Origin of the sequence: Bradyrhizobium diazoefficiens USDA 110, from assembly GCF_000011365.1 — a bacterium.
GTDB lineage: Bacteria > Pseudomonadota > Alphaproteobacteria > Rhizobiales > Xanthobacteraceae > Bradyrhizobium > Bradyrhizobium diazoefficiens.
Window position 1 is genome coordinate 6,755,594 of the sequence record NC_004463.1, and the last position, 15,994, is coordinate 6,771,587.

A 15,994-nucleotide genomic window follows, 5' to 3' on the forward strand; every position below is an offset into this window, starting at 1 on the left:
AGTCCTCCCCCCTACCAGATCACCGGGTGCGCTTCGCCGGTCTGCACGTTGATGAAGCCGAGCGGCGCCTGCTCACACGGCGCCACCAGCACCCAGCTCCAGGGCGCGCAGGTCAGCGTCGCGAACATCAGCCGCTCGGGGAATCCCGGATACCAGCGTGGCCGGTAGGTCGGCTCATACATCCAGTCGACCTTGCGCCCCTCCGCGTAGAGCGCCTGCATCTCGGCATCGAGCGCTTGCGCCGAGCGGCAGCTCATCAGCCCGCCGACCTCGAAGCGCACAGTTGCAACGAGCTCTCCCTCACGCACCAGCGCCCACCCGCCCTGAAGTTCGATAAGCGCGTTCACCGCCTTCGCCATGGCCGCGTCTGAGGAGCCGACCACCCAGATATTGTGCTTGTCGTGCGCCACCGAACAGGCAACCGCCGTCTCCGGCGTGCGCGGTCCACAACCGCGCCAGAACATCTTTGCGATGCGCCCGTCGCCCGAAAAGCGGTCGACGATCGCAAATTTGGTGATGGCCTCGCTCTCGTCGCGCTGCACGGCACCGTCACGCACCGGCAGTTCGAGGGTGTAGAATTCGGGATGCCAATGGAAGGGACGGATCACGGCCGCCTTCATCGTGGCACGGCCGGGCTCGGCTCGCAGTTCGAAATCCTGAGGCTTGATCGAGCGCTTGATGTTGACCGTCTTCGTTGCCCAGTCCGGCCAGACGATCTCGGGCACTTGGCCGATGTAGCGCTCGCCTTCGGAGATTTGGACGCCGTCGGCCCACACTTCGGCGATCGTGAGTTTGCCAACATCCGAAAGCAGCACCACGTCGCCGAAACGGCCTGGAGCCAGGCTGCCGACGAACGGCGTAAGCCGCATGTGGCGCGCCGGATTGATGGTGAGACACTGGATGGCGATTTCCGGCGCGAGGCCGGCCTCGATCGCGAGCCGCGCATTGTGGTCGCTGGCGCCGAGCTCGAGCGTGTGGCTGGCACTGCGGTCATCCGTCGTGAACGCGATCTGCGACCAGTCCTGCAAACCCTTCGCGAGCAGCCATCTGACGATCTCGTCCATGGCGTAGACGCGCAGCTCGACGAACAGGCCGCGGGTGAGCTTGTCCCAGGTTTCTTCCGGAGTCTGCACTTCGTGGTCGGACGCGAGCCCGGCCGCCGCAAAGGCGTTGATAGAGGGCAGATCCCGCAAGCCGGAGGCATGGCCTTCGACGACGCCGCGCGCCGCGAATGTCGCCTCGATCATGCCCCAGAGCCGCTTGTAGGACGGATTGTCGGGATTCCAGACCGCTGGCCAGTCCATGACCTCGTCGAGCCCGGTCACCATCAGGCTCTCGGCCATGAAGCGCGCCTGCTCGTCGCGGCCATACCAGCCGCCACCCCATTCATAGGCCGTGGGTGGCACCGCCGAACCAGGCTGCGGAAAGATCTTGAGCGGCGAGCCGCGGCGACGCGCTTCGAACCAGAACTCGAGATTGCGCGCACCGTTGACGTTGGAGAACTCGTGGCTTGCCTCGCAGGTCCAGGTATTGCCATGCGGCAGCACCAGCGCGGCCTCCCATTCCGGCGTCAGATGCGAGCTTTCGATATGCTTGTGCACCTCGCCGAAGCCGGGCACGGCGGCAACATCAGGCCGATGCACCCGCTCGCGGACCTCGCCCGGATAGCTGCCGGCGGGCCCGACCCAGGCGATGCGGCGGCCCTTGATGACGATCTCCTGATCTTCGCTCCAGGTACGGCTGTGCACGTCCAGCAGCCTGCCGACCCGCAAGGAGCGATCGGCCGGCCGGTGGCCGAGCGCCGTCAGCACCAGGTCCTGGCGGATGCGAACCTCGTCGGGCGCAGTGATCAGAAGATCGTCGGGTATCGCATTCATGACCTGCCTCACTCTACGCCGGTACGTTCGCGGCTCGTGGTCCGCGTCCGCGAAGATTTGCCGGCCTTGCCGCCTCGCGCCGCAGCGGCATCGCGCTGCCGGACATCCTTCAGGAGGGTCGTGAGCGCCCACTCGATGGCATCGGCGATCTCGCTGCTGGTCATGCCGAAATCCTCGCGCATCGCATTCCAGGCCAGCACGTTGTTGAGATAGGACGCGAGCGCCTCCGCCTGGCGAACCTCCTTCGCGGGGAGATGTCGCACCAGCGGCGCCATCGCCTTGCGATGCTGGTCGATCAGGTGCCGCCGGAAGCCGGCGCGCACCCGGCGGCCGGCCCGCGTCATCGCAATGGCGCGCGCCAGATACGGATGGCGGTCGAACCGCTTGCACAGTTTGCGGAAAATCTCCGGCAGCTCGTCAGGCGAGGTGAAGGGAATGTAGCTGAAGACGTTGTCCTCGATCCACTCGCCGGCCGCAGCAAACAGTTCCGCACGGGTCTTGAAGTGCCGATAGATGGTTCGTTCGGCCACCTTCGCGCGCTTGGCCACCGCGGCCATGGAAATGTCGTCGGCCGCCTCGTCCTCCAGCGTCTCGACGAAAGCCGCAACGATGCGCTGCCGCGTCATCTCGGCATATTCGTCACGAAGACTGGCGATATGTCGCTTTGCTGTACTCATGTCAGAAGTCTGACATCAGGCGATTTGGAGGGTCAAGCCGAGACTTGAGGCACGCCGCGCCGCAACAATGGGCGTCGGCACGCTCGGCCGCCCGCCTGAAAAATGGACTTTTGCGCGTCGCCAAAATCGGATTTGCTCTTCCACGAAACGATCGCACGCAGCGGCGCGGCGCTCTGGTTCCAGCAAGGGAGCTGATCATGAACGGGCTTGGCGGGTTGAACAAATCGCCTGAGGGCGTGGTCATCGGGCTCGTGCAGCTGCAACTGCCGAACGTCGTCACGCGGGCCGATCTGGCAAGGCAGACCGAGCGTATCGTCTGGATGGTCGGCAAGGCGCGCCGCAACCTTTCCACCATGGATCTGGTGGTGTTCCCCGAATATTCGCTGCACGGCCTCTCGATGGACACCAATCCCGAGATCATGTGCCGGCTCGACGGACCCGAAGTCACGGCCTTCAAGAAGGCCTGCGTCGACAACAGGATCTGGGGCTGCTTCTCCATCATGGAGTTCAACCCGCACGGCAATCCCTACAATTCCGGCCTGATCATTGACGACCACGGCGAGATCAAGCTGTACTACCGCAAGCTCCATCCCTGGATTCCGGTCGAGCCGTGGGAGCCCGGCGACATCGGCATTCCCGTGATCGAGGGTCCGAAAGGCGCCAGGATCGCGCTGATCATCTGCCATGACGGCATGTTCCCGGAGATGGCGCGGGAATGCGCCTACAAGGGCGCCGAGATCATGATCCGCACTGCGGGCTACACCGCGCCGATCCGCGAGGCCTGGCGCTTCACCAACCAGGCCAATTCGTTCCAGAATCTGATGGTGACGGCCAATGTCTGCATGTGCGGCAGCGATGGCTCGTTCGATTCCATGGGCGAAGGCATGATCGTCAATTTCGACGGCGCGGTGCTGGCGCACGGCACCACCGGTCGCGCCGACGAGATCATCACCGCCGAGGTGCGGCCCGATCTCGTGCGCGAGGCGCGGATCAATTGGGGCGTCGAGAACAACATCTACCAGCTCTGGCACCGCGGCTATGTCGCGGTGAAAGGCGGCGCGATGGACTGCCCCTATACCTTCATGCAGGACATGGTCGCTGGCACCTTCCGCCTGCCGTGGGAAGACCAGGTCAAGGTCACCGACGGCAGTTCCTGTGGCTTCCCGGCACCGACACGGATGTACGGCAAGACGGCGAAGGCGGCGGAATAGAGCCGTTTTCGGCTCCGACCGCGACATTCTGGCACGGTAGTTGCTCCTTTTGACGCCCAAGACGCGTCAAATTGGGGGAGTTCACCATGTCGACCATTGCCGCGGCCCCGGCCGCCGAGCGCAAGCCACTTTACGCCTCACTGTTCGTCCAGGTCCTGGCCGCGCTGGCGCTTGGCGTCATCCTGGGAATGGCCGTTCCGGACTTCGCCATCGGGCTCAAGATCCTCAGCGACGCCTTCCTGAAGCTGATCTCGATGATCGTGGCGCCGATCGTGTTCTGTGTCGTCGTCCACGGCATTGCCGGCGCCGGCGACCTCAAGAAGGTTGGCCGGGTCGGCGTCAAGGCGCTGGTCTATTTCGAGGTCATGACGACGGTCGCACTCGTGGTCGGGCTGCTGCTCGCCTACCTGTTCGGCCCCGGCCACGGCATGAACATCGATCCCTCGACGTTAGATGCGAAGGCGCTCAACACTTACGCCGACAACGCCCACAAGCTGTCCGGCGGCGGCATCGGCGCCTTTCTGATGAACGTGATCCCGACCACCTCCTTCGATGCGCTGTCGCGCAACGACGTGCTCCAGGTGCTGTTCTTCGCGGTGCTGTTCGGCGTCGGTCTTGCGCTCGTCGGCGGCGAGAAGGGCGCGCTCGTCACCTCCATCATCGACGCAGCCTCCACCGTGCTGTTCCGCGTCATGGAGCTTATCGTCCGTGTCGCTCCACTCGGCGTGCTCGGCGCCGTCGCCTACACCGTCGGCAAATACGGCGTCGGCTCGCTGAAGCAGCTCGTCTCACTGGTGATGCTGTTCTACGTCTCGGTCGGCATCTTCGTGCTTGGCGTGCTCGGGGGCGTGATGGCGCTTGCCGGAATCAACATCCTCAAATTCCTCGCCTACCTGCGCGAGGAGCTCACCATCGTGCTCGCGACGGCGTCCTCCGACGCGGTGCTGCCCCAGATCATGAAGAAGCTGGAGCGCATGGGCGTGAAGGATTCCGTGGTCGGCCTCGTGATCCCGACCGGCTATTCGTTCAACCTCGATGCCTTCTCGATCTACCTCACACTTGCCGTCGTGTTCATCGCGCAAGCGACCAACACGCCGCTGTCGTTCGGCGATCTCCTCCTGGTGCTCGGCGTTTCGCTGATCACCTCAAAGGGCGCACACGGCGTGCCGGGCTCGGCCATCGTGATCCTGGCCGCGACACTCAACGCGGTGCCGAGCATCCCTGCGATCGGCCTCGTGCTGGTGCTTTCGGTCGACTGGTTCATCGGCATGGCCCGCGCGCTCGGCAATCTCGTCGGCAACTGCGTGGCGACGGTCGTGGTCGCGGCCTGGGAAGGCGACCTCGACCGCGCCAAGGCGGCCAAGGTGCTCGAAGGCGGCGAGATGGTGGACGTGACGGCGGGCTAGCGCTCGCGGATCAATCGTTCCACTGGAGGAGCGGCGTTCCATACGCCCTCCTCCAGACCGACAGGAAGCGCGGAAACCAGGAGTGAGCGACGGCGCCCCTGTAGGCCCAGGTGCGATATTTCAGACCGTGCTCCGAGATCAGTTCCTGATAACCGCCATGGACCTCGGTCGCGGTCCGGATGTCCTGCAATATTCCCTGGGCGCAGGCCCGATAGGTATCGCCTCCCGAGAATTCATCATAGTCCAGCATGCGATCGGCAAACTCGACGTTGAAGGTCGGCCAGGACGAACGCCCCTGATAGGCGGGAGCCGCGATCTTGTGGATCATCTTGTTCCGGGGATTATCCGCGGACACCAGGAAATGGAACGTGCTGGGGATGCGGAAACGCGGTTCGGCAATGATCAGATCCGTCGTGGCCGCGAACAGCGCGCGCTCGCTTGCCTCGCTCATATCCCAAAATCCGCGATGCACGCTGACGAAGTCCAGGGCGACCGATGACGCCGGCGAGCTCGCCGGGCCATCCAGAGAGTGCCTGATATAGCCGCCCTTGCCGAACAGGCGGAGCAGGTCCTTCTTGTATTGCCCGAGGTCGTGCCCGAGCAGCCGCTTCAGCTCGTTCTCTTCGACGACCCCGAGCTGCACGCCCCATACGAACGTCGTGTAGACGCAGGCGTTGGTGACGAAACGCCTGCGCTCGGCACGCGTGTCCGTCGCCGCGGAGCGCGGCGCGCGGGCGTCGCAGAGCAGATACCTGACCCCGTCGTCGTCGAACGGCTCCAGCTCACGCGCGAGCCGAAGGATCGCGCGCTTCAGGTCGCCACCGTATTCGGCCAGCAACAAGCGGCCGGCATGCGCGCATTGTGACATCGCCAGATAGGACGACGCTCTCTCCTCGGCAAAGATCATCTGCCGCAGGCCGGCCAGAATGCCGAGCAGCGTGTCCGACGGGCGCGAGAAATAGTTCACGCCGAGATACCGTGCGTGTCCCGCCGGGACGATGGTCGTCGTGACGACGTTGGCTCGAACCGCCTCCAGCAACAGACGGACGCTCTTTTCGAGCAGACGCGCCCGCCGCACCGCGTCCTGCGCATCCATGATGGTCTCGGGGTCGAGGACATCAGGATAGAACCAGGCGAAGTCGCGCGGATAATAGGCGGATGCGTGCGGCGCTCCCGTGACGAGAAAGGACTCGGTCACCGAGAAGGCGCTGTCCATCGAGTGCCGGTAAAGATCCTCGATGGCCGACAACGAAGGATGCGACTTTCTCAGGAATCGATCACCGAGAAAATTGACGGCCTGAAGAGCGTTGGCGGCAAAGGTCGCGGCCATACCCTGGTAAAACCGATTTCCGCGATGTGACGGCAAGGAAATATCGCTGTTCATGTGCGCCTGGTGTCTCGGGATCCCGGCGATGGCCGGCCACCGTTCCAAGCGTGACTGATTCGTGTCTCGTCCCGATGACGTGCGGGCTCCCGATAGTCACTTCGCGCTGGCGCGATCCTCCCGCGGCCTGAAATTCTCGATCACCCTGAGCAGCACCCGTGCGCCGGCGTCGGCGTCGGCGAGCTCGACATGCTCGTCCGGGTGATGGCTGACGCCGCCACGGCAGCGGACGAAAATCATGCCAACATCGGCGATGTCAATCATGGCCATGCCGTCGTGCCCGGCCCCGCTCGGCAGGTCGAACACGGAAACGCCTTCCGCGGCGATCGCCTGCGCGATCTGGTCTTTCAGCCAGGACGCGCAGGGTGCGGTGCGGTTCTCGTGGGTGACATCGAGCTGGAGCGCCAGCTGCCGGCGCTTAGCGATCGCCTCGATCTGCCTGACGACGTCGGCGACCGCGCGCTTGCGGTGCATGTCGGTCGGCGCGCGCATGTCGATGGTGAAGGACACCTCGCCCGGGATGACATTGGTCGCGCCGGGCCTCGCCTGGATGTAGCCGACGGTGCCGACCAGGCCGCCCTCGTCGGTCCGGCAGAACTGCTCGATCGCGCCGATGCATTCGGCCGCGCCGGTGAGCGCGTCACGGCGCAGCGCCATCGGCACGGTGCCGGCGTGACCGGCCATGCCGTTCAGCCGCACGGCCAGCCGTGTCGCGCCCGCAATCGCGGTGACAACGCCGACGGGCAGGTTCTGTGCTTCCAGCACCGGACCCTGCTCGATGTGCAATTCGAGATAGGCCAACAACTCGCGCCGGGCCCGCGCGGCCGCGCCGACATGGTCCGGGTCGAGGCCAAACTTGACGAGCGCATCGCGCATCGACACGCCGTCGCGATCGCGCGTGTTCAGGACGCTCTCGTCGAAAGTGCCGGCCACCGCACGGCTGCCGAGCAGCGTTGAGGCGAAACGTACCCCCTCCTCGTCGGCAAAGCCAATGACCTCGATCGCGAACGGCAGGCGCTTGCCGCGGCGGTTGAGATCGGCGACGCAGGCGATGGCCGTGATCACACCCAGCGGCCCGTCCCATTTGCCGGCGTCGCGCACGGTGTCGTAGTGCGAGCCGAGCATCAGGCAGGGCGCCCCCGGCCGCTCGCCCTCATAGCGGCCGCAGACATTGCCGATCGCATCGAGATGCGCGCTCATGCCGGCCTCACGCATCCAGCCGAGGATGAGATCCGCAGCGGCGCGCAGCTCCTTGCTGAGATAGATGCGGGTGAGCTTGTCGGTCTCTTCCGAAATCGCGCCGAGCACGTTGATGCGGCGAACGATCTCCTCGCCGAGCGATGCATCTTGAACGGCGGTAGCAGCACCCATCTCGGTCGAGCTTTCCATCTTCTGGGACCGCGGCGGCGGCGGTCCTGGCGGCGATCGATACAAGTTCGGTGCCAGCAAAATAATGCGGCCGGCGCCGTCCCAATCAGCGCGTGGTTAGCATGAATGCGCCTCGCCGGCAGACTGCCCGACGCCAGTCATGCACATGCGAGAGCTGGTTTAGACTGCTCAACTCCACTGCATACAATAGAACAATATTGCCCATAAATTGACCTGCTATTTTCCTCAGCAGGATTCCATCAAGATATATCTCCTTTATTTTTCAATAGCTTGTATCGTTATGCACACTTCATAGCCTCTGGCACAAAGCTTGCGACAACTTATCCCGGCTCCGCCAAACCGGCGGTGGCCGCGAGATCAAGGCGGGGCATCCGCCAAGGGGAGCAAGCAATGGATTTTGGCAGGATTTCACGACGTCATTTGTTGCAGGGCGGCGCCGCCCTCACCCTCGGCGCGGCGGCGGGCGCCCGCCCGGCCTTCGCGGCCGACACCACCATCGGCTTCATCTATGTCGGCTCGCGCGACGACTACGGCTACAACCAGGCGCATGCCCAGGGCGCGGCAGCGCTAAAGAAGATTCCCGGCCTCAAGGTCGTCGAGGAAGAGAAGGTGCCGGAGACCGACGCGGTCGAGAAGACGATCGAGTCCATGATCAATCTCGATGGCGCCACCCTGCTCTTCCCGACCTCGTTCGGCTACTACAATCCGCACATGATCAAGATGGCCAACAAGTTCCCGAAGCTGCGCTTCGAGCACTGCGGCGGCCTCTGGACCGACAAGGACCCGAAGAACGCCGGCAGCTATTTCGGCTATATCGACGAAGCCCAGTACATCTCCGGCATCGTCGCCGGCTACACCTCCAAGAGCGGCAAGCTCGGCTTCGTCGCCGCAAAGCCGATCCCGCAGGTGCTGCGCAACATCAATGCCTTCGCGCTCGGCGCAAAGCTCGCCAATCCCAAGGCGACGACGCAGGTGATCTTCACCGGTGACTGGTCTATGCCGGTCAAGGAAGCCGAAGCCACCAACAGCCTGATCGACCAGGGCGTGGACGTCCTCACCTGCCACGTCGACGGGCCGAAGACGATGGTCGAGAACGCGGCGCGCCGCGGCGCCTTCGTCTGCGGCTATCACACCAACCAGTCGCCGCTCGCGCCGAAGGCGTATCTCACCGGCGCCGAGTGGAATTGGGAAGCGCTCTATCCGAAATTCGTCAAGATGATCGCCGCCGGCGAGAGCATCCCGAACTTCTATCGCGGCGGCCTCAAGGAAGAGATCGTCAAGACCTCGCCCTATGGCGAAGCCGTCTCCGCCGAGGCGCGCAAGCATGCCGACGACATCAAGGCCAAGTTCCTGTCGGCGGAAGGATACGCGATCTTCAAGGGAGGGCTCGTCGACAACAAGGGCAAGACGATGATCCCTGCCGGCACCGATCGCGGCCAGAAGGATCCCGAACTGGAGAAGATGGACTATCTCGTCGAAGGCGTGATCGGAGCGACTTCGTGACCACGGAAGCGGCGGATTCCGCCGAGGCGGCCGGGACAATTGCCCCGGCCGCCGATCCGGGATTCCTCCAGCGCCACGGCGCGACAATCGAGTACATCCTGATCCCGGGCGCGGCGCTCGCCGGCGCGCTCGTGGTCTTCGGCATCTTCGTCGCGATGTTCGGCAAGAACCCGCTCGATCTCTATTTCTACATGTATTACGGCGCGTTCGGCACCTGGTTCTCCTGGCAGAACACGCTGACGCGCGCAGCGCCCCTGATCCTCACTGCGCTCTGCACCGCGCTGCCCGCGCAGCTCGGCATGGTCATCATCGGCGGCGAAGGCGCGCTGCTGATCGGCGCGCTGTCCGCGACGAGTGCTGCGCTCGCACTCCAAGGCATGCCGCCGCTCGTCGTGCAGATCGCCATGGTCATCGCCGGCGTGATCGGTGGCGGTCTGTGGATCATGCTATCCGGCGCGCTTCGGCAGTACCGCGGCGTCAACGAGACCATCTCGAGCCTGCTGCTCGTCTACATCGCGCTCGCGATCCTCAACCATCTCGTCGAGGGGTTGATGCGCGATCCCGCCAGCCTCAACAAGCCGTCGACCCGCGAGATCGGTGCCGCCAACATGATCGGCTCCATCCCCGGCACCGACGTGCATTGGGGTCTCGTCTTCGGCCTGATCGCGGCGATCGCCGCCTACATCCTGATCTATCACACCGTGTTCGGCTTCGCCGCGCGGGTCGCCGGCGCCAACATCCGCGCCGCGAAGATCGTCGGCCTCGGCGTCAGCAAGCTGATCCTGACCGTTTGCTTCCTCGCCGGCGGCGCCGCAGGCCTTGCCGGCATGGTCGAGGTCGCGGCCGTGCAGGGGCGCACCAACGCCAATCTCGCGGCTGGCTACGGCTTCACCGGCATTCTCGTTGCGTTCCTGGCGCGGCAAAATCCGCTCGCCGTCATCCCCGTCGCGATCCTGCTCGGCGGCATCAGCGCCAGCGGCGGCCTGTTGCAGCGCCGCCTGGGGCTGCCCGACGCCTCCGTGCTGGTGCTCCAGGGCATCATCTTCGTCTTCGTGCTGGCCAGCGATGCGCTCTACGGCCGCATCGGATTCTTGAAGGGAAGATCCTGAGATGGCAGACGGATCGATCGGACTCTGGACCGTCCCGCTCGCCGTGCTCGGCGGAGCCATTCGCGTCTCCACGCCTTTCCTGTTCGTGAGCCTGGGCGAATGCATCACGGAGCGCTCAGGCCGCATCAATCTCGGCCTCGAAGGCACGCTGGTGATGGGCGCGATGAGCGCCTACGGCATCTCCTATCTCTCGGGATCACCATGGTTGGGTGTGCTCGCCGCCGGCATCACCGGGGCGCTTCTCGGCGCACTGCATGCCGGCATCTGCTCGCTGCCGCGCGTCAACGACGTCGCGGTCGGCATCGCCCTGATGCTGTTCGGCACCGGGCTTGCCTTCTATCTCGGCAAGCCGCTGATCGAGCCCACCGCACCGCGGTTGCCCGCGATCGATTTCGGCTGGTGGAGCGACATCCCGCAGGTCCGCGCGGCGCTACGCGTCAATGTCCTGTTCCTGATCGGCGTCGCGCTCGCGCCGATCCTTTACTGGGCCTTCCGGACCACACGTTGGGGCCTTCTCATTCGCACCGCCGGCGAAAGCTCTGACGCTGCACGCGCCATGGGCCATTCCGTGCTGCTGATCCGCCTGCGAGCCACCATGGTCGGCGGCTTCCTCGCCGGCATCGGCGGCTCGTTCCTGTCGCTGTTCTATCCCGGAAGCTGGAACGAGGGCCTGTCCTCCGGGCAGGGCATCACCGCGGTCGCGCTTGTCATCTTCGCGCGCTGGGATCCCCTGCTCTGCCTGTGGGCCTCGCTCGCCTTTGGCGGCGCCGCGGCGCTGGGACCGGCACTGCAATCGGTCGGCGTCACCTCAGGCTATCACCTCTTCAACGCCGCGCCCTACATCCTGACGCTGGCGATCATGATCATCACCTGCTCGCCCAAACGCACGCTGACCGGCGCGCCCGCCGAACTCTCGATCACACGGTAACATACGACACGCAACGAGGTCGTCCATGCCCGAGCGCTACGTCAAGTCCGAGCCCTATGCCTGGCCTTATAACGGTGACCTCCGTCCCGAGAACACGGCGCTGATCATCATCGACATGCAGACCGATTTCTGCGGGGTCGGCGGCTACGTCGACAAGATGGGCTATGACCTCTCGCTGACGCGGGCGCCGATCGAGCCGATCAAGAAGCTGCTCGCGGCGATGCGCGCCCAAGGCTTTCACATCATCCATACCCGCGAGGGCCATCGTCCCGATCTCTCCGACCTGCCCGCCAACAAGCGCTGGCGCTCGCGGCAGATCGGCGCCGGCATTGGCGACCCCGGACCCTGCGGACGTATCCTGGTGCGCGGCGAGCCCGGCTGGGACATCATCGAGGAGCTTAGCCCCCTGCCGGGCGAGCCCATCATCGACAAGCCTGGCAAGGGCTCGTTCTGCGCCACCGACCTGGAGTTGATCCTGCGCGTGCGCGGCATCGAGAACATCGTGCTGACGGGCATCACCACCGACGTCTGTGTCCACACCACCATGCGCGAGGCCAACGACCGCGGCTTCGAATGTGTCCTGCTGCACGATTGCTGCGGCGCCACGGACAAGAGCAATCACGATCATGCGCTGAAGATGATCAAGATGCAGGGCGGCGTATTCGGCGCGGTCTCGACCTCCGAGGCCTTCATAGGAGCGATTTCGTGATCATCGGCGAAACGCCTCCGCCCTCAGGCGCGTTCGGCGTCGACGCCATCGCCATGACCATGCGCTTCGGCGATTTCCTGGCGCTCGACAATGTCGAGCTGAAGGTGCGGCCGGGGTCATTCCATGCGCTGCTCGGCGAGAATGGCGCCGGCAAGTCGACGCTCGTCAAGTGCATCATGGGCTATTACCACGCAACCGAGGGCGACATCATCGTCGGCGGCCGCGAGCAGGCGATCGCCAACCCGAAAGACGCTCACGCCCTCGGCCTCGGAATGGTCTACCAGCACTTCACGTTGGTGCCGGCCATGACGGTCGCCGAAAACCTCGTTCTGGCACGTGACATTGTGCCGGCCGTGGTGGACTGGTCGAAGGAGATGAAGCAGCTCGAGGCCTTTCTGGCGCGGATGCCCTTCAAGGTGCCGCTCTCCGCAAGAGTCTCCGACATCTCGGCCGGCGAACGGCAGAAATGCGAGATCCTGAAACAGCTCTATCTGAAGCGCCGCTTCCTGATCCTGGACGAGCCCACCTCGGTGCTGACGCCGGCGGAGGCGGACGAGGTGCTCGGCATGCTCCGCGACATGGTCGTCAAAGGCGAGCTGACGATCCTGATGATCACGCACAAGTTCCGCGAGGTCATGGCCTTTGCCGACGAGGTCACGATCCTGCGCCGCGGCAAGCTCGCCGGAGCCGGCAAGGTTGCCGAGCTGACGCCGGACGCGATGGCGCGCACCATGATCGGCGCCGAGGAGCTGACCGTGCAGCCGCCGCGCACCGGCGAAGCCGGCCAGGCGCGGCTGGAGCTGGAAAAAATTCGCGCGCTCGACGACGCAGGCGCCATTGCCGTCCATGACGTTTCCCTCACCGTGCGCGCCGGCGAGATCGTCGGCATCGCCGGCGTCTCCGGCAACGGCCAGCGCCAGCTCGTCGAGGTGCTGGCCGGCCAGCGCGAGGCCGAGAGCGGCGAGGTCCGCGTCGCCGGCGATCCCTATCACGCCAGCCGCGAGGAAATGCGGCGCCACAAGATGTCGCTGCTGCCCGAGGAGCCGCTGAAGAACGCCTGTGTCGGCGGCATGAGCGTCGCCGACAACATCGCCTTCCGCGAGTTCGACCGGGCGCCGTTCGCCAGCGGCGGCTGGTGGCTCAATCGCAGCGCCTTCCGCAACGACGCCATGAAGAAGATCGGGCAGTACAAGATCAAGACTCGAACGCCCGATACGCCGATCTCGGCGCTCTCGGGCGGCAATGTCCAGCGCGCCGTGTTGGCCCGCGAGCTCGGCGGCGACGTCGAGGTGCTGATTGCCGCCAATCCCTGCTTCGGTCTCGACTTCGCGGCGGTGGCGCAGATCCACGCCGAGATCATGGCGGCCCGCAACCGCGGCGCGGCGGTGCTGCTCGTCAGCGAAGACCTCGATGAACTGCTCGAACTGTCCGATCGCCTCGTGGTAATGTTCCACGGCGAGTTCGTGTATGAAGCACGAACCAGCGAGGCCGATCTCACCGTGATCGGTCGGCACATGGCGGGACACTGACTGCGGAGGACCGATGGACGGCGCACGCGACGAGCACTTTCTGCGTCTGTCCTTTGCGGTCGCCCGCCGCTCCCTCACCCATGGCAACCATCCCTTCGGCTGCGTCGTCGTCGCTGCGGACGGCAAGGTGCTGATCGAGACCGAGAACGGCTACATGCCTGATTGCGACGGCACTGCGCATGCCGAGCGCCTCGCGGCCACGCAGGCCTGCCGCACGCTCAGCCGCGAGGTGCTGGCAGAGGCCACGCTCTACTCCTCGGCAGAGCCGTGTGCGATGTGCGCCGGGGCGATCTACTGGGCCGGCATCGGCCGCGTCGTCTACGGCCTCAGCGAGCACCGCCTGCGCGGCGTCACCGGCAACCACCCGGAGAACCCGACCCTCGACCTGCCCTGCCGCACGGTCTTTGCCGGTGGCCAGCGACCGACAGAGGTCGTGGGGCCGCTGCTGGAGGACGAGGCCGAGGTGCTGCACGACGGCGTGTGGACGAAGTAGCCGCCACCACAAACTCGGAAGCGTAGAGTGGGCAAAGGCGCTCTTGCGCCGTGCCCACCATTTGAATGCAATCGAAGCAGAAGTGGTGGGCACGCTTCGCTTTGCCCACCCTACGGCAGCGTCTTCCCGCAAATACCAATGGCGCCGCACGGGTCATGCGCGGCGCCATTGTTGTAGCTTGGAGTCTTCAGCCGATTAGAACTTCACAGTGATGCCACCGTAGACCGTCGATTCGGTGCAGCTCTTGGTGCTCTGGCCGGTCGCGGCGACCGTGCAGACACCCGCCATGGCGTTGTGGTCGAGACCGAACTTGTTCTGCCAGTAGCGGTAGGCAACCCAGAGGTCGACGAAGTGCGAGTACTTGTCACCCCAGACCGCCTTCGAGGCATCGAAGGTCAGGCGGATCGGTTCGCTGTTCAGCTCGGTCTTGGACTTGGTGCTGAAGATGCCGGTGCCAGACAGCGCGGGAAGGCCGTTCGAGTCGCCCTTCGGTCCGTACCAGCCGGCGCGGCCGCTGATCGACCAGAATTGCATGTTGGGCGGCAGGAAGCCGAGGTCCATGTAGTAGTTGATCTCGACGGCCCAGGTCGGGTTGTAGCTGACGTTGCCGTCCGAGTTACACGTCACGCCCGCAACGCCCGGTCCGAACAGGCCGCACTGGGTGAAGGCGTTGTGGTTCGAGAACTCCCAGTACATCAACGGAGCGACGTTGATGTAGCCCTTGTAGGGAAGGTCGAAGGCGAACTGGAGACCGGCGACGACGTCGCGCTTGGCCGGCGCGAGGAAGGTGTTCTCGGTGTTGGCGTCCATGCCGACTTCGAACGAGATGTTGTGCAGCGGCCCCATGGTGAAGGCCTTGGTGTTGAAGATCTCGTTCCAGCCGAAGGTCGAGCGGAACAGGCCATAGATCTCGGTCGCACCCGCGCAGTCGCTGGCGGTGCCGCCGATGTTCACGCCGGGCGCGACGCAAGGGCTGGCGGGGTCATTGTGACCCGACTTGAACATCGAGATGGTGAAGAAGTTGGTGCCGTAGGCCCAGAGGTCGAAGTGGGTGAAGGAGTAGACCTGCTTGGCTGTGGTGCCGTTGATGCTGCCGTCGGGGCGAACACTCCACATGCCGGGGTCGGTGCCCTTGGGCATCCAGGAGAACGTGACGCGGTTGTCGATCACCAGGAAGAACGGGAGGTCGGCCGGCTTCTTGGCAGCCTTGACCGGCAGATCCGCCGCCTGGGCCAGGCTACCGGTAGCGAGCGTAGCAAGTGACAGCGCGGCGGCTGCAATTGCCTTGAAACGAAACGACATCCTGAATACCCCCAAGTTTGGACACGTAAAAATGAACGTCCCTTGGGTGCGACACTTGCGCCGATCTCCCGGGGTGAGAAGCCTCAACTTTTTTCAAGGCATGCCGCTTGTTTCGGCAGCCGGTGGCTCTTCTCCGCGGAGTTTTGAGGATTCTTGTGCGCTCCCACCTGCCTGCATGCGGCAAGGCAAGGCGGGCCATTGCCGAACATTCCCGTTTGATTTTGTTCGCCTTTCATGTCGGAGCGAAAGGGCAGACATGATGATCGGCGGCCGTCGTCACGTCGGTCCGCAAATGCATACGCGTGGTGGCGCGACTTTGCTCAACTTCAGGTCAAGCCTGCACAGCCGGTTCCGATTTGGCTTGAACCGTCACAAATTTGCAACAGACGTCACGCGCAAGCCGCGCCCGCAAGGACAGTCCTGAGGCGCTGGAGCACGATCCGCGCACGGCGAGAGCGGCGACTCGCCGTCATCAAC

13 protein-coding genes are annotated in these 15,994 nt (G+C 64.7%); 8 read left to right on the forward strand and 5 right to left on the reverse strand.

Translation table 11 applies throughout. The features are described from left to right. Positions 1-11: 11 nt before the first annotated feature. Together BJA_RS31095 and BJA_RS31100 are read right to left on the reverse strand one after the other, a co-directional pair. Positions 12-1,877, reverse strand: coding sequence for an adenine deaminase (locus BJA_RS31095; RefSeq protein ID WP_038966716.1), 1,866 nt, complete (start codon positions 1,875-1,877; stop codon positions 12-14). A gap of 8 nt (positions 1,878-1,885) precedes the next feature. Continuing rightward, positions 1,886-2,554: a TetR/AcrR family transcriptional regulator gene (locus tag BJA_RS31100; RefSeq protein ID WP_011088884.1), complete on the reverse strand. Its 669-nt coding sequence runs from the start codon at positions 2,552-2,554 to the stop codon at positions 1,886-1,888. A gap of 197 nt (positions 2,555-2,751) precedes the next feature. On the opposite strand from BJA_RS31100, the gene BJA_RS31105 reads away from it, so the two are divergent. Both BJA_RS31105 and BJA_RS31110 read left to right on the forward strand, forming a co-directional pair. Further along, entirely contained in the window at positions 2,752-3,765 is a 1,014-nt protein-coding gene (locus tag BJA_RS31105; RefSeq protein ID WP_011088885.1) for a formamidase, read from the forward strand. An 86-nt stretch (positions 3,766-3,851) separates the two neighbouring features. Then, the gene (locus BJA_RS31110) at positions 3,852-5,171 is read left to right on the forward strand and encodes a dicarboxylate/amino acid:cation symporter (protein WP_011088886.1); all 1,320 of its coding nucleotides are present in this window, start codon (positions 3,852-3,854) and stop codon (positions 5,169-5,171) included. A gap of 10 nt (positions 5,172-5,181) precedes the next feature. Here BJA_RS31110 and BJA_RS31115 read toward each other — a convergent pair whose 3' ends face one another. Further along, entirely contained in the window at positions 5,182-6,555 is a 1,374-nt protein-coding gene (locus tag BJA_RS31115; protein WP_011088887.1) for a hypothetical protein, read from the reverse strand. A gap of 96 nt (positions 6,556-6,651) precedes the next feature. Beyond that, positions 6,652-7,926, reverse strand: coding sequence for an allantoate amidohydrolase (locus BJA_RS31120; RefSeq protein WP_038966724.1), 1,275 nt, complete (start codon positions 7,924-7,926; stop codon positions 6,652-6,654). Between the two features lie 408 nt (positions 7,927-8,334). Between BJA_RS31120 and BJA_RS31125 the strand changes: the two genes are divergently transcribed. From BJA_RS31125 to BJA_RS31150, 6 genes are read left to right on the forward strand one after another with little or no spacing between them, the layout of a single operon-like run. Next, positions 8,335-9,447, forward strand: coding sequence for a BMP family ABC transporter substrate-binding protein (locus BJA_RS31125; protein WP_038966718.1), 1,113 nt, complete (start codon positions 8,335-8,337; stop codon positions 9,445-9,447). After that, positions 9,444-10,556, forward strand: a complete 1,113-nt coding sequence (locus BJA_RS31130) for an ABC transporter permease (RefSeq protein ID WP_011088890.1) — start codon at positions 9,444-9,446, stop codon at positions 10,554-10,556. The genes BJA_RS31125 and BJA_RS31130 overlap by 4 nt, the downstream gene beginning before the upstream one ends. A 1-nt stretch (position 10,557) precedes the next feature. Then, positions 10,558-11,484 carry an ABC transporter permease gene (locus BJA_RS31135; protein WP_011088891.1) on the forward strand — a complete coding sequence of 309 codons (927 nt, stop codon included), beginning with the start codon at positions 10,558-10,560 and terminating at the stop codon, positions 11,482-11,484. A 25-nt stretch (positions 11,485-11,509) separates the two neighbouring features. After that, a complete protein-coding gene (locus tag BJA_RS31140) occupies positions 11,510-12,193 on the forward strand; it encodes a biuret amidohydrolase (protein ID WP_011088892.1) in 684 nt (227 codons plus the stop codon). Next, positions 12,190-13,722: an ABC transporter ATP-binding protein gene (locus tag BJA_RS31145; protein WP_011088893.1), complete on the forward strand. Its 1,533-nt coding sequence runs from the start codon at positions 12,190-12,192 to the stop codon at positions 13,720-13,722. Before BJA_RS31140 ends, BJA_RS31145 begins: the two co-directional genes overlap by 4 nt. 13 nt (positions 13,723-13,735) lie before the next feature. Further along, positions 13,736-14,215 (forward strand): nucleoside deaminase, encoded by a 480-nt coding sequence (locus tag BJA_RS31150; RefSeq protein ID WP_011088894.1) that lies wholly within the window; start codon positions 13,736-13,738, stop codon positions 14,213-14,215. Positions 14,216-14,410: 195 nt separating this feature from the next. Here the strand turns inward: BJA_RS31150 and BJA_RS31155 are convergent, their stop codons facing one another. Continuing rightward, a complete protein-coding gene (locus BJA_RS31155; RefSeq protein ID WP_011088895.1) occupies positions 14,411-15,517 on the reverse strand; it encodes a hypothetical protein in 1,107 nt (368 codons plus the stop codon). Between the last annotated feature and the right edge of the window lie 477 nt (positions 15,518-15,994).

Bases quoted from the DNA above. Each gene is read 5' to 3' on its own strand.
- BJA_RS31100 (WP_011088884.1), bottom strand. From the start codon at position 2,554: ATGAGTACAGCAAAGCGACATATCGCCAGTCTTCGTGACGAATATGCC.
- BJA_RS31150 (WP_011088894.1), top strand. From the start codon at position 13,736: ATGGACGGCGCACGCGACGAGCACTTTCTGCGTCTGTCCTTTGCGGTC.
- BJA_RS31095 (WP_038966716.1), bottom strand. From the start codon at position 1,877: ATGAATGCGATACCCGACGATCTTCTGATCACTGCGCCCGACGAGGTT.
- BJA_RS31115 (WP_011088887.1), bottom strand. From the start codon at position 6,555: ATGAACAGCGATATTTCCTTGCCGTCACATCGCGGAAATCGGTTTTAC.
- BJA_RS31135 (WP_011088891.1), top strand. From the start codon at position 10,558: ATGGCAGACGGATCGATCGGACTCTGGACCGTCCCGCTCGCCGTGCTC.
- BJA_RS31120 (WP_038966724.1), bottom strand. From the start codon at position 7,926: ATGGGTGCTGCTACCGCCGTTCAAGATGCATCGCTCGGCGAGGAGATC.
- BJA_RS31105 (WP_011088885.1), top strand. From the start codon at position 2,752: ATGAACGGGCTTGGCGGGTTGAACAAATCGCCTGAGGGCGTGGTCATC.
- BJA_RS31155 (WP_011088895.1), bottom strand. From the start codon at position 15,517: ATGTCGTTTCGTTTCAAGGCAATTGCAGCCGCCGCGCTGTCACTTGCT.
- BJA_RS31140 (WP_011088892.1), top strand. From the start codon at position 11,510: ATGCCCGAGCGCTACGTCAAGTCCGAGCCCTATGCCTGGCCTTATAAC.
- BJA_RS31110 (WP_011088886.1), top strand. From the start codon at position 3,852: ATGTCGACCATTGCCGCGGCCCCGGCCGCCGAGCGCAAGCCACTTTAC.
- BJA_RS31125 (WP_038966718.1), top strand. From the start codon at position 8,335: ATGGATTTTGGCAGGATTTCACGACGTCATTTGTTGCAGGGCGGCGCC.